The organism is Ruegeria sp. CL6 (assembly GCF_056536465.1).
Map to the genome: position 1 here is coordinate 161,652 of NZ_JBQFPR010000008.1, position 13,392 is coordinate 175,043.

Sequence of the window (13,392 nt, forward strand, 5' to 3'; positions counted from 1 at the left end):
CCTGATCCGGTGTCGGCGCTCGAACGGGATAACAAATCCCCGAGACTGTAGTGATGGTGAGGGAACGGCTTTGGCTTTCGATCGTTTTTCCATTGATCTTGCAGATGAAGACACGCTCGAAAAATTTTATCTTGAGCAAACCAATACTGACACCAACTTCATGCAATTCACTTCTGGCCCCGCAATCCTAAGCGCCCACAGTATCGATTTTGGCGACATCAGGCTTTTGCAGGTGTCCGGTGAAGGCAGGCATCTGTGGACAGACACCATGCTTGCACGTGAATGGCGTTTCGCGATCATGGTCTCGGCCAATGGCAGCCCACGAATTGGACGGTCTGGCATTTCTCGCACCACCGCGCATCTTCTGAGACCGGGTGAAACAGCCGAACTGTTTACCAGCGGCAGTTACACGACCCTCGAATTTACCTTCTCGGAAGAACTTCCCGAAAAACTGGGGTGGGGTTGTCGCGGTGGCCAAACCGCGGATGTTTTTGAAGGCACCGTTAGAACCTTGACCGCAATAGCAAAGGCCGGTTTTTGCGCAGCTTTCAAGTCCGGTTCCGGCGATTGCAGCTCCGCCGCTCTCTCAGATATTCGGTCTGAACTGATCGATGCGCTTGATATTGCCCTGCAACCTTGGGCTCCGCCCGAAAACCATCGCGGCAAAGTTCTTTCGCGTGAGGCACAGGTCGATTTGCTTCGCAAGGCCCGCAGGCTGCTACAGGACAACGACAACAACTTGTGTTTCAGTGTTGAGGATTTGGCTCAGGAAATTGGTGTCTCCAAGCGCAGCATCTTTCAAGCCTTCAAAAGAGAATATGGGCTTGGCCCCAGAAGATTTCGAGAAATCGTGCGTTTGAACGCGCTTCGCGCTAGCCTCTATCGTAGCGAACCGGATGCCTCGTCAGTAACTTTGCTGGCGAATGACCACGGTTTCTCAGAGCTGGGACGCATGGCCGGAAAGTACCGGTCTCTGTTCGGAGAACTTCCAAGCGAAACTCTCAGACGTCCAAGGCAGAGGCTGTTGAACTAATGGCGTAGCGTTTGGCTAGGGTACTCTCCAAACTGTTGACGGTACTTTCCGGCCATCCGACCGAGATCACCAAACCCGAATTCGATTGCCAATTCTGTAACGGTAGTTTCATCAGGGCTAGAGTTTTTCAGCCGGTTTCGCAGTTCTGCAAGGCGCCGGATCTCTACATACCGCCTCGGTGTAATTCCAAGCGACTGGCGCAGTGAATAAAACAACGTGCGACGCCCCACTCCGAGTTCTTTGGAAATGGAGCCGAGATCAGGCATAGCGTCGCCCAGTTCGGAAAGAAGGTGATCGAAGTTTTTAAGCACTGAATACCGGCTCGTGCATTCGCTAAGTTCCGGATGCGATCCGGCACCGTGGGGCAACCATGGAGCCAACGCACATTCCAAGGCGTCCAGAACCATCCCCTGCGCCGCCGCTGTTGATGCAGCCCCTGTCCCTTTGCCTTTGAACCCAGCGATTTTACTTGCTTGGCGGCACGCAGATTCAAGCCGCTTCAACGGCGTTCCGTGGATGCGTGCCAAAGGCGCTCCTGAAAAGGTCCACCCAAGACTGTCTGCAATTTCCTTGGACACGCCGATTTCCAGCGTTTCAACCGGCCCCAGAAAAACATAGTCCATCTCCTGACCCGGGCGAAACAACATCGCATCTTCAGGACCAAGTTCGTGGCCAAGCGATCTGACGCCGTTCCGTGTGTTCAGGACAATCCCGAAATGCACGCGACCGTCATCAGACATCTGGTCTTGCCACCTGCAATGAGCAATTCCCGAAGCCCACAGCAACGTAACGCCATCTAGATCCACAACCTTGTATTCAAGTTTGGCCGGGCCCGCTGAAAATTGGGTATAGCCGGGCATCATCCCAGTGGCCCGGAACAGAAACTCCGAAATATCTTCGGCTTCGTGCAGAAGAATACGCTGTGTACCCATGCCCTTAGTCTGTATGCGCGGCACGGCATTCGGCAAGAATTAATTCTGCAAAGATAGGTTCCAAATGCACTTATTACGTAGCACACTTGCTACCTGTCCGACAAAATCACACGCAATCTAATGACAAAACCGGATTGCCTTGAATTTGAAAGGACAGACGATGAATTACTGCAAGTTGTTGTCCACCGCTGTGTTCACCGCCGCACTTGGTGCCCTTCCTTTAGAAACTTCGGCGCAAATGTTGAAGGATATCGCCACGTCCTCGCCAAATGAGAACATCGGACCGATGCCCCACGAGGTCCCTGACGATCCGACAAAGATGAATATCAAACAAGACAAGTCCACGGATATCTGGCGGGCAGAACGTGAACCATCTGGACGTCCAGCCGGACCGATGGATGTACAGCGATACCAACTCCAGATGGAACCCGTGGGAATTCAGACGTTCTTTAAGCTGCCCGTCGCTCTTACACCCGAAGACCTGCAGGCCGGTGAAATTGACGTCGCGATATTTGGCGCTCCTACCGGTGCCTTGCCGCATTCGGCCGGAAATATGTGGGCACCGGCCGAGGTACGGACAACCCGTGACTATGGCGGCTACGGCGACCCCAAGTTCCCACTAAGCTGGGTAGAATACGAAACCCTTCTCGCTCCATTCACAATCTTGAATGCTGTCGACTACGGCGATGCTGGCCTGAACGCCTATAATCAGGCGGCAACGTTAGAGGAAATCCGTCGTATGACACGAGAGGTTGCCTCCGTCGGCGCAATTCCCTTCATCGTTGGTGGGGACCACTCGGTTCCAAACGGTACTTTCCGAGGTATCGTCGACGTCTACGGAAAGAACAACGTGGCTTTCGTGCATTTCGATGTCCATTTGGACCGAGATGCCGGCATGGGTAAGTTTGGTGCCTATTACCATTCAGGCAGCTTTATGAATCGTGCGGTTCAGGAAGGAATGGTCGAAGGACGACATGTCATTCAATATGGTATGTCCACACCAGTCTTTGGCCCCGAAGAATGGGATCAGGTGGCCTCGGAAGGTGGCAAAGTTTATCACATCCACGAAATCCGCCGCGACGGGGTCGAGGAAACATTCAACAAAATCTACGAAGACCTCGCGGACATCGATTTGGTCTATGTGAGTTTTGACATCGACACTTTTGACATGAGCTACGCTCCGGGCACCGGCTCCTCGTCGCCCATTGGCTCACACCCAGAAGACCTTTTCCCGATGCTGCGCCAATTTGCGGCAACCAAGACCATCGTTGGCGTTGATTTTGTAGAGTTCAACCCCTTCTACGATAACCGCGGCCAGCAGACCGCGCGGCTTGTTCGGCGAACGATGTTTCAGTTTCTAACTGGTATCGCGATGAAAAAAGACGGGATCGCACCGGACTATATCCACCCGCGCATCTCTGGCGAACCGTAAAGAAGATCCTGCACCGGCGACAATTGGTGGCAACTACCGGGCAGACCCAGAGGGTTTTCATACGGGGTCAAAGGTGCCCTTTCACCGGTACGGATGCGCTGCTGGTCTGAACTGAGGCTTTACACATCGCCGGAGCAGGCTGTGAACGAACATCTATCCAACGATTGGTTCAATCAGTATAACTGCGTTGGGGGATGACAGAATAAATCCTGCCGGACCCTCAGAGACTGTATGAAAAAGCAAGTCTTTGTAAAAACAGGAAGACGCAAGGCAACCAAAGCGAGTGGAAGCAAGGTAGTATGTCGGCTACGGCGCAGAACGTCGAAAGCTCAGCCCTGAGGGTTGGAATGATAGGCAACCTTGTTATGGGGTTTGCCGGTGTCTTGGCTTCTATTCTATCGAACTCTCAAGCCCTTCTTGTCGATGGCCTATTCTCTCTTGTGGGGTTTTTTGCTGCAATTATAGCTGTTCGCGTCGGAAAACAGTCATCTGCCCGACCTGATGATGTCAGACCGTTTGGCTACGCTGCCGATGAAGCCGTTTTCACCACGTTTCGTGCCCTGTCACTTTTGGGTTTGGTCGCGTTTGCTTTTACCAACGCGGTGGCCAAAATTGCGTCGTATATTGGCGGCACAACGCCCGCGCCGGTGAAGTTTGAAGTCATTGGAATCTACACCATCGCGATTTGCCTCATATGCGCAGCGCTTTGGGCAAACCACTTACGGTGCTGGCGAAAAACGGGAAAACAGAGCGATATTTTGAAGTTGGAATCTCGGGCCGCAGCCTTTGATGGGGTCATCACCGGCACAGCCGGCATCGGTTTTGGCTTGGTGTATTTGTTTCAAAATGGTCCTCTCGCGATAATTGCTCCGATCGGAGACTCGATTATCGTCGTTTGTCTGTGCTGTGTCGCGTCCGGCACCTATTGGTCTGATTTCAAAAACAGCCTGGGTGAGTTGGTCGGCATCTCAGCGGGAAAAGAAATCGTCAAAGACGTGAGAGTTGCCGCAGAAGAACATCTTGCCGACGAAGACTTAGAGCTTGTTGACGTCGTTGTCCTGAAAGCAGGCCGGACACTGTCCGTGGTCGTTTTCGTGGATCCCCAAAAGCAGGTCTCAGGAAGCGGCATGGACAAACTGTCAACGTCGCTGAACAAAAGTCTAAATTCAAAATTTGCCCGGGTAGAAGTCCTGATTGTGATTTCGGAAATCGGCCGCCAGGTGTTCGTACCGTCGACTGAATAAGTTCAGACATCAATGAGCCGTTCTGATTTCGGGCGCGTCTCTGTCTTTGCGTATTCTTTCAATGAACGCACGGCAGAACTGACCCGACCGAGGAATTGTCACTCTGCCAACAATGGTTCCAGACATTTTATCCTGCGGGACGCGCTCAGGCCTGAAGGGTCATCACCAAAGTCTTCTGCAATTTTTGTATATGCTTTGATCATTTCTTCCGGGTTCTCGACATCTCGCAGAATGACGCCGACCACTTCCAACAGATACGATTGTGACAACCTTGTTTTGATGCTCAGTTCTTCAATCAAGGGCCACTCCGCCTCGATTAGGCACTTCGCAGCTTCGCTATATTGCGCTTTTCTCTCCTCTTGGGCCAGTAGCCCGGCGCTTGAAAACAGGATCGCAAACACCGCTATCAATGTTGGTCTCATCTTATCCTTCCAACTCACTTGTTAAAATTCGATCCGTTTTACAGCAACCTTAGCACTTGCCCCCATCGCGGCAACTTATCTCTTGGTAGACCGATTCACTCGGCAGACGAGACGTCAGGAATTGTTGCCGTAACGATATCCAAAGCTTCAATCCTGTAGATTGAAGGTGCGAGTTCGCTTTGGTTTTGGCGAATGAATATTTGTCCCGTAACCCAAACCGGATCCGCCGTTATGTCGATGCCGTCCGGATACTTAACGGAAATAACTTGATCCGGAAGTGGAGCCGTTGGATGTCGGCACGTCTGAGACAACGGAGGAACCAACAGAAAGTTTTCTACATCTTTGAACTCGAATTCAACAGGATGAGCATAACCAGCAATGAGGACAAGATTACCCTCCAAACTTGAGTTTCCTGGGACGCACTCGGCGATCTGCATCGACAACATGCGATCATTCAAGTCCCGCGGTTGGCAACTTGGATTGGACAGGTAGTCGTCTAAGAACTCAGAGCACTCGGCAAGGCGACCTATTTTTAGATCCGACCAAGAGATTTTCTGTGGCTCAGAATGTGCCGCCAATCCGATCAAAGACACCAGAACAACTGAGCAGCCCAGAAGTCTAGTTTTCATTTTGACCGTGCGAAACAGTAAGCGGGCTCTTGTAGTCCGGTTCAGTTAGCCCCTGTTTGCGCATCGCGATGCCCGTCAAGCATTCTCTTATTGTCCGATTGGCATTCAACGCGGAAACGTAAGTCGGGTCCATTAACGGAGCAAGCTCGACGATTTCAAACCCGATCACATTTGATTCAGCGCAGAGACGGCGAATAATCGGAAATATCTCGCGCGGCATCAGCCCACCGGGTTCGGGCGTCCCCGTTCCGGGCACAAACGCCGGGTCAAACGTATCGATGTCGAACGAAATATACATGTACTCCGGCCCTTCATTTGCCTCGGCAATGACGTCTTCCATAACGGCGTCCCAGCCGCGATGTTCGATTTCAGCCATGGTATGATACCGAAACCCGTTCATACGCATCCATTCAAATGCATTTTCGTCCGGGTAGTATCCGCGCAACGCGACTTGAATAAAGTTTTTACCCTCGACCAAGTCTTCTTCGATCAATCTGTAAACAGGCATGCCATGATTGATCAGGTGTCCAAAGCCATACTTTCCGGCATCGTAATGTGCATCGAAATGAACAACACCCACATTACCCTTTCCGTAAACGTCCGTCATCGCAGCGACGTTCGGGTACATCAAAGAATGATCGCCACCGACGATAAAGGGGATCACATGGCTACCGTCAGCGTGTTGCACCGACGCGGCCTCGCCAACAAATGAACGAACGGCATGAATTGTACGCTCGGTGCTCATGATGTCGTTCGGGGCGTTTCCGTAGTCGACTACTGTCATTTCTTGTAGAGGGTCGACCATGACGTGCATATGCGGCTGCCGCGCCCCATAACCCAAGTAAATCGAAGAGCTACGAACCGCATTCGGCCCGCGCGACGCCCCGCGTGCGCCGGTCCCCATATCAGTAAATGCACCCATGATGGCAACGTCGACTTCAGCGGCAGCCAAGTCGCCGGGCGTGAATGCTAACGGTTGATGTAAAAACGTCGGGATTTGCATAAAGCCCTGACCATAGAAACGCTGAGGATTGACAAGTCCCGGCTCTCGTCCTTCACGCTCTCCTTCAAAACTTGGCAGAGGCGTGCGCCACGCATTGTATGTTGGATCCTCAGTATCCAGAGGAATAACGGGTTGCTCCCCCTCTCGAATAGGAGACTGAGTGCCCTCAAACTCATGGCCATAAAGCTGAGCATTCGCAGCCCCAGAAAGACCAACACATAGAATAGCAAGCGCAGTATGGAGATTTTTTAACACCGGAAAGCCCCCAACAATTTTCAACTAATTCTGAAACTATCGCCGAAACCTCTGTTTGAGGCAACTTTTTCGTCAGTCGTTCTAATGCACCGCCACTGACTTGAGGCTGGTTCTATAAAACCACTTTTCGAGCTGACAGAGGACAGCCAGAATTTTTCCTGATCAAAGGGTTTGGCTCGGCGCAGGGTTCAAGCGCTCAACCTGATCAGTTAGACGCTTTTGTGGTTCTTCTATTCCTTCGGACGTATTGACACATCCGCCTAGTCCGGCATGCGGAGTTGGCGAAACTACCCTGTGCTTGTGGGAATGTCGGCTTCCAATACTTGCCAACCACATTTTCGTCCATTGTAGATACCAGTTTCAGCAAGTTGGCGGTTAATTTGCAGGTCGCTCTGGAAAATGCGTCGGAGCCCATGATTGAGTTTTCGCCGGAAGAAACGTCCTAATGACGGTGGGTTTTGCTTCACCTCAGATTGCTTAGTGACAGGAGTTTTCCAGGTCGCGCGCAACCCGGACACCAACCGGACAAGACAGAGAAGCTTGGAACGCAAGAAGCGCCCCTTGGGGCGCTAAGTGTTTGATATCTAGCCGAGAGTATTGGTTGCGGGAGCAGGACTTGAACCTCTGACCTTCAGGTTATAAGCCTGACGCGGTGAAGACGTTAAGCGATTGATCCGGTGGATCAATTGTAGTCTGCACGGGCTGTGTTGGGGTTTTCTGACGCTGGTTGCGGGAGCAGGATTTGAACCTGCGACCTTCAGGTTATGAGATAGCTTACGCCCACCTGCACCAACTACGCCCGAAAACGTTGACTTACCCTATCTTGTTGGAATCGTTTCTTTATTATTGACGACCGGCACGCTCCGTTCCTACTTCCTACGCCATGAACCGCTTCCAGTTGCTTCCATAATGCTTCCACGGGGCGATGACAGAGAAAGGACGAGGGATGCCCAAACTGACCAAACGCGCCGTAGAAGCCTTACCGGTTGAAGCGAAAGACTACTTCGTATGGGACAGCCAGATTGCCGGGTTTGGTGTCCGCGTCATGCCCTCCGGGGCCAAGACCTATCAGGCGCAGTATCGGAAAGGTGGAAGGACACGGCGTGTTTCCATCGGACGACATGGCAAGATCACCGTCGACGAAGCGCGGAAGCTGGCAAAGGAACTCATGGGGCAAGTGGCTAAGGGTGAGAACCCTGCCGAAGAGATTGCCCAGCATCGCCGCGCACCGACGGTTGCGGCTCTGTGCGAGCGGTTCTTTGATACCCACGTCCAGGAACGCTGCGGAGGTCACATATACTGTTGCACTACTCAATAACTTTGTCTTTTGCGCCAATGTTTTGCGATTGTCGGTCAGACGCGCCCAAATTTTCACCGATAGCGTCTGAAGAACGCGAATAGAAATTTGAAAACTCAACCTTGCCGCGGCTGCATTGACAGGCAGAAATGTCCACCTAGCGGCCATTTGTGCGCGCCTGCATTGGTGTCACGTGACTTACATCGTTGAGCAGACCGCAATTAGATCACACTCTGCAAAAACAGGTTGAAAGCGCCCGACCTAGCCCCTACCCGAGGTATACCCCGGGTAGGAAGTAATACTTAGACCACGCAAACAAGACGAGGCGCGCAGGTGACTGATTACATCGAGCTATGGAAGCGATCCCACTGGTTGTGTAACTCCGCTAAGACTTACGCGACCCATTTTTTCAAAGACGAATGGCAAGCTGCACTTGAACACCGTGGGGACCAACCATGGATGGAAATTCTAAAAGAGACCTCGGACGAAGCGAGAGCAGCTGGAAAAACCGGGTGGGGTACAGCAGAGCAGATGATGGGCACAATTGTGGTGAAGAATGCTCCACAAACAGACTTTTTGAAGCGAGCGGAACAACAGATAACAAACTACCTGTTGGATGGCACTTATAGAGGCTATGGATTTGATCGGCCCCGAACGTTGGAGACTGAACCGGTTCGCATTCCCGCAGAGTGTTGGAAAGGTCCCATCTCATGGGTTGGAAACGAGCTATCTTATCAATCTCTGAAATTTAGCCAAGTGCGTGTGCGCATGATGCCCGAGGACCGCGATCCAATTTTGAAGAAACCGTTTGAAGTAACTGTCGCAAAAGCGGGACGCCCGACAGTTGGACCTGCAATTGAGGCAGCATTCCACGCACTACTCAAGATAGGCGAAATTGATCCGTCGGCATCGCAAAAGTCACACTATCCAAAGGTAAGAAAGTGGATTGAATCGGATTACGCTGACTTAAACGTACCGCCCGCGAGCATTTCGGACAAAACAATAAACAAATATTTTTCGCTACTTTTCAACGAGTTAAAAGAATCTTCCAATCTATAAATAGATTGGAGATTTATAGACATTTTTAGAGATTGGGATTGGTCCAAGTCTAGAGCATCGAAACACACACCGGAGTAAACAGATGCTCACGAACGAACCCGCTAACGACAACAACCGACCTGCAACAGACTATTTGGACGGCTTTATTGATGAAAGCACTGCCGCCGACTTTCTGTGTCAGAGCGTGCGCACCATCCAAAAATGGCGCGTGACGGGGTTCGGCCCGAAATTCTACAAGTCGGGCCGTTCTGTCCGTTATCGCCGCCGTGACCTTCTGGAATGGGCCGAGGCACGCCGCCACGGCAACACCAGCAGCTACGCCGCAGCCTGAGTTTTGCCCGCGCGGGGTTGGCAGCGCCGTGCGGGATTTTGGGGCCGGAATGGCTCTGTAGGGGCGCGGGCGAAACGGTCCTGCGCCCCTTTCCTCAAACATCAACAGAAAGACACTGAAACATGGCAAACCAGCCTGTACAGAAATTCAAGATTGGCCTGATCACCGCAACCATCTGGGACAATGACGGCTTCTACTCAGTCGATATGTCCCGCGCCTACAAGACCGATACCGGCGAATGGCGCAACTCAAACAGTTTCCATCATTCAGACCTGCTGAATATCGCCAAATGCGCGGAGCGCGCCGAAATCTGGATTGGCCGTCAAACCAATTCCAGGTGATGGCAGCGCCGGAGCGTCTTCGCTCCGGCCCCAAAACAAATGCTGCCCCGCCGGAGGCACAAAGGGGGCGTAAACCCCCGCATTCTTTTCCCCAACATCGCCACACAACCCAACGGCAGGGCATGCCACGCTAGAGGGGGGTCTTGTAACACCCCCCTCCACGAATACGAAAGCGAAGGTCAGCGCAAATGGAAGCAACGATCCTGCATTCAGGCTTCGATGGGCTAAAATTCACTATTGAAGCCGATATCCCAGAGGTCTTTCGCGAAGAACTGGCATCGGCCAAGCAACATGCCAAAGAGTCCTATAGCGATTGCGTCCTAGAATTTGGCTCTGTGTCACTCAACGTGACCAGCAAGGGCGCACGCGGCTTCACCGCCCATACCGGCGACCATGGGGCCGTGTGGCTGTTCCAAGACCCGCAGGACCGCATTTCCAATAACCCCGGGATCACCGTTGACTTCCGTGCCTTCGGGCTGGCTACAGGCAGCCTTGAAGGGGCTGAGCAGCACTTTCGCGAATGTATGGAAGCGTTTGGGATCAAATATGTAGAAACCCAATTGCGGGTCGCGCGGGCTGACTTCGCAGTGGACTTGCTGGCCCCTTGGTTTGAACCCGACCGCGAAGCCTTGGTGGTTCCTCCCGGCACCAAAGTCACGGAATACACAGGCGTTGATGAGACCGCGACAGTATCCAGCGGCGCGCGCGTTGTCGGCTTGCGCGCCGGGGCCGTCGCCAACCGGCAATTGTCGATCTATGACAAGCGGGCCGAAGTGATCCAGCAGAACAAGATGGGCTGGCTGACCATTTGGAACGCAGCGCTTGAGGCAGTAGGCAAACCACCCCTTGACCTGACCGACCGAACCTCAAGTCAGGTGTGGCGCTTTGAGATGCGGCTTGGCTCAAAGCAACTCCGCAACCGATTTGAAATGCGGAACTGGCAGGACGTATGTGACATCATCGGAGACGCCTTCACAGACGCGCTGGGGCGCATTCGTTACTGCATGCCTACGGCAGAGGGAAATCGCGCCCGGTGGCCTACACACGAGCTTTGGCGGCAGTTCGAAGCTGTTATCGGAAATGACCTTTTGCAGAATTGTGCTGGTGTTCTACCCTGCGATGTGATGGAAGCCAATCGCGCAGCAAAGATGCGGGAACTTGACGCACAACTAGCGGGACTGTTTATCACCCGTGCGGCAATTTCAGACGTGCCTGCCGACAGCTTTAGTGATTTCTTGGAAAGTCACTCCGACGTGTTGGCTCGGCTCGTTGCAGAACATACCACCCCATTAGAAGAACGGCTCGCCAAGGCGCGCGGTAAGTATCGGTTGTCTTGAGAGGCTACTCAGCTGCCGTTCGCCGCGTTTGCATCGCTGTAGTTTATTTGAAAAACTGCTGTGCGGCCAAAAGCGTCATTTCGATTTAAGCAAATGAAAACCGGCGCAGGAACGCGCCGGTCTGGGTGTCTAATGTAATGTGCATCAGGCGATCAAAGTGCCATCTTCATTATAAAGGATATACGCGTTGTCCGCGACAACCTGGGTGTCCAAAAGATCAATATCTTGAGACAAATAATTTGCGTTATCCCCAAGCAGCGCGTCCTGATCGACATGATAGCCGATGTCGGCAAGCGCTGCGATGGACCAGTCTGCAAGATACGCTCCGTTTTCGGTATCGAGATAACCGGTCATGAGTTCATCAAAGTGAGCGTCCTCGTCCCAATGCGCCAGAGCCGTACCAGAGCCGCCATCTGTTTCGACAATGATTTGATCACCGTCTGTCCAAGTTTCGCTTATATACTCAGCGTTTCCAGCAACACCGTTGTATACGGCAGTTGTTTCGTAAACATCATCATTTGGACGACGTGTGTCTTGTCCGGCAATCTGCGTCGACGACTGAGAAATGATTTCAGGGTAGTAATTGTCCCAGAGCGTGCCGAAGCCCAACGCATGAAACATCTCATGCAGCACCACGTCATCCCAAGTTCCGTACGTAGACAGGGCCTGCGCATCCGATGTATCGAACTCCATCAGACCTACGACGGCAGTATAGGCATCTAAAGCAGTTGCTTCACGCGCTGAGAAGACATTCGCGCCACCCAAGATGTTACCGGCTCCATCAATATCTGTCAGGCGCGCTTCAATAAGCACATCATCGACAGTGAAGATGTTGGTGCCAGTAGGATCAAATGTGTTGAATGACTGTGGATCATCCCAAAGGCCTTGCGTCATGATGGAGCTAATGAACTCTGCAGAAAGAGCAAAGGCGTCCATGTAAGCTTCATAACCGGTCCAATCGCCGTAAAACTCGATTTCGACGTTGAAGTAATCCACACCATTCGCATCGGCGGTGCCGCTGAAGTATTCCGCGAACAGATCGTTTGTACCATAACCGGAGGATGTGTCGTCATCATCGCCTGAACCACCGTCACCGCCGCCGCCACCACCGAATGGACCACCACCTACGCCGTCCGGTCGCTGAAACGCGAACTCATCATTTTCAAATACATGTCCACTTGACGCGATCACTTTCCCGCTTGCCAAGACACCGTTGTGACCAGCTTCAAAACCTTCGTGTTCATGGTCCTCGTTGTGATCGTGCAGTTCGTTTTCGTTGCCAGTCGCCACAGCAAATACAAATTCGTCATGTCTCAAAGACTCGAAATTCAATGGATTGTTCGGCAGCTCTTCGGAAAGCCCCTTTGCAGGCACCAAAATTCCTGTGTGACCAACTTCAAAACCTTCGTAGTCGTGACCGAGATCAGACAGTTCATTGGCATTGCCGCCTGACACTGCAGACACAAATTCGTCTAAACTTAAAGGCGCATCGTTCAATAGCTTGTTTGGCACCCCTTCAGCAGGACCTCTTGCCGACGTTTGTTCGGGAAGAGTGTTGGAAAACAAGTTTTCAAAGACTTCCGTTTTTATATTAAAGGGCGGTAATACTGTATTTCTGGACATCACAAACCTTCCTTTACTATTTACTAGAAACACTGGCGGACTCTGTTCGAAATGAACGAGCCCAATTTAAACATTCAATCATCAGAATATTATATTTAAGTTTAACGAATCATTAACTTGTCGCTCACCTTCCATTAATGCAATCGAACGGAAACTCGGCGTTAAGCTCGGGGTAGCTGGCTTCGTCGCGACCTATGCGGATGTTTGGTGAAGTTATGCCTGTTGCGGAGCTACTACAGGTTTTTTTGCATCCGCTTGCTTCCACAGTGCTTCCAGTTGTGTTGGCGCAAAGCAAGAAGCCTCGCGTTATGCGAGGTTAAGTGTTTGTTATCTAGCCGAGAAGTTTGGTTGCGGGAGTAGGATTTGAACCTACGACCTTCAGGTTATGAGCCTGACGAGCTACCGGGCTGCTCCATCCCGCGTCAGAGTCAGATTTGTATCATCGTTAGAGAGA

General features: G+C 52.1%; 13 protein-coding genes and 1 tRNA gene. 8 read left to right on the plus strand and 6 right to left on the minus strand.

Features of this window, described 5'->3' with window-relative positions; translation table 11 throughout:
* Window positions 1-70 precede the first annotated feature (70 nt).
* Window positions 71-1,033, plus strand: coding sequence for an AraC family transcriptional regulator (locus tag ACR0LH_RS19035; RefSeq protein ID WP_480722086.1), 963 nt, complete (start codon window positions 71-73; stop codon window positions 1,031-1,033).
* Here the strand turns inward: ACR0LH_RS19035 and ACR0LH_RS19040 are convergent.
* Complete coding sequence (locus tag ACR0LH_RS19040; protein ID WP_480722087.1) at window positions 1,030-1,965, minus strand: helix-turn-helix domain-containing protein; 936 nt, start codon at window positions 1,963-1,965, stop codon at window positions 1,030-1,032. The two genes, ACR0LH_RS19035 and ACR0LH_RS19040, sit on opposite strands and share 4 nt — an antisense overlap.
* 160 nt (window positions 1,966-2,125) lie before the next feature.
* Between ACR0LH_RS19040 and ACR0LH_RS19045 the strand changes: the two genes are divergently transcribed.
* Window positions 2,126-3,397 carry an arginase family protein gene (locus ACR0LH_RS19045; RefSeq protein WP_480722088.1) on the plus strand — a complete coding sequence of 424 codons (1,272 nt, stop codon included), beginning with the start codon at window positions 2,126-2,128 and terminating at the stop codon, window positions 3,395-3,397.
* 347 nt (window positions 3,398-3,744) lie between these two features.
* Window positions 3,745-4,641, plus strand: coding sequence for a cation efflux transmembrane domain-containing protein (locus ACR0LH_RS19050; RefSeq protein WP_480722090.1), 897 nt, complete (start codon window positions 3,745-3,747; stop codon window positions 4,639-4,641).
* 98 nt (window positions 4,642-4,739) lie between these two features.
* Here ACR0LH_RS19050 and ACR0LH_RS19055 read toward each other — a convergent pair whose 3' ends face one another.
* The 3 genes from ACR0LH_RS19055 to ACR0LH_RS19065 form a co-directional block, all read right to left on the minus strand.
* Window positions 4,740-5,063: a hypothetical protein gene (locus ACR0LH_RS19055; RefSeq protein WP_480722091.1), complete on the minus strand. Its 324-nt coding sequence runs from the start codon at window positions 5,061-5,063 to the stop codon at window positions 4,740-4,742.
* Between the two features lie 95 nt (window positions 5,064-5,158).
* Entirely contained in the window at window positions 5,159-5,692 is a 534-nt protein-coding gene (locus ACR0LH_RS19060) for a DUF3299 domain-containing protein (protein ID WP_480722093.1), read from the minus strand.
* Window positions 5,682-6,950, minus strand: a complete 1,269-nt coding sequence (locus ACR0LH_RS19065; protein WP_480722095.1) for an agmatinase family protein — start codon at window positions 6,948-6,950, stop codon at window positions 5,682-5,684. The genes ACR0LH_RS19060 and ACR0LH_RS19065 overlap by 11 nt, the downstream gene beginning before the upstream one ends.
* Before the next feature lie 946 nt (window positions 6,951-7,896).
* Between ACR0LH_RS19065 and ACR0LH_RS19070 the strand changes: the two genes are divergently transcribed.
* The 5 genes from ACR0LH_RS19070 (at window position 7,897) to ACR0LH_RS19090 (ending at window position 11,315) form a co-directional block, all read left to right on the plus strand.
* Window positions 7,897-8,268: an Arm DNA-binding domain-containing protein gene (locus tag ACR0LH_RS19070; protein ID WP_480722096.1), complete on the plus strand. Its 372-nt coding sequence runs from the start codon at window positions 7,897-7,899 to the stop codon at window positions 8,266-8,268.
* Between the two features lie 312 nt (window positions 8,269-8,580).
* Window positions 8,581-9,306 carry a hypothetical protein gene (locus ACR0LH_RS19075; protein ID WP_480722098.1) on the plus strand — a complete coding sequence of 242 codons (726 nt, stop codon included), beginning with the start codon at window positions 8,581-8,583 and terminating at the stop codon, window positions 9,304-9,306.
* 82 nt (window positions 9,307-9,388) lie between these two features.
* Window positions 9,389-9,637, plus strand: a complete 249-nt coding sequence (locus ACR0LH_RS19080; protein WP_480722099.1) for a helix-turn-helix transcriptional regulator — start codon at window positions 9,389-9,391, stop codon at window positions 9,635-9,637.
* Window positions 9,638-9,759: 122 nt separating this feature from the next.
* Window positions 9,760-9,978 (plus strand): hypothetical protein, encoded by a 219-nt coding sequence (locus ACR0LH_RS19085; protein ID WP_480722100.1) that lies wholly within the window; start codon window positions 9,760-9,762, stop codon window positions 9,976-9,978.
* 188 nt (window positions 9,979-10,166) lie between these two features.
* Window positions 10,167-11,315, plus strand: coding sequence for a hypothetical protein (locus ACR0LH_RS19090; RefSeq protein WP_480722101.1), 1,149 nt, complete (start codon window positions 10,167-10,169; stop codon window positions 11,313-11,315).
* Between the two features lie 144 nt (window positions 11,316-11,459).
* On the opposite strand, the gene ACR0LH_RS19095 is transcribed toward ACR0LH_RS19090, so the two are convergent.
* Window positions 11,460-12,938, minus strand: a complete 1,479-nt coding sequence (locus ACR0LH_RS19095; protein WP_480722102.1) for a leishmanolysin-related zinc metalloendopeptidase — start codon at window positions 12,936-12,938, stop codon at window positions 11,460-11,462.
* 345 nt (window positions 12,939-13,283) lie between these two features.
* Window positions 13,284-13,360 (minus strand) — tRNA-Met (locus ACR0LH_RS19100).
* Window positions 13,361-13,392: the final 32 nt, after the last annotated feature.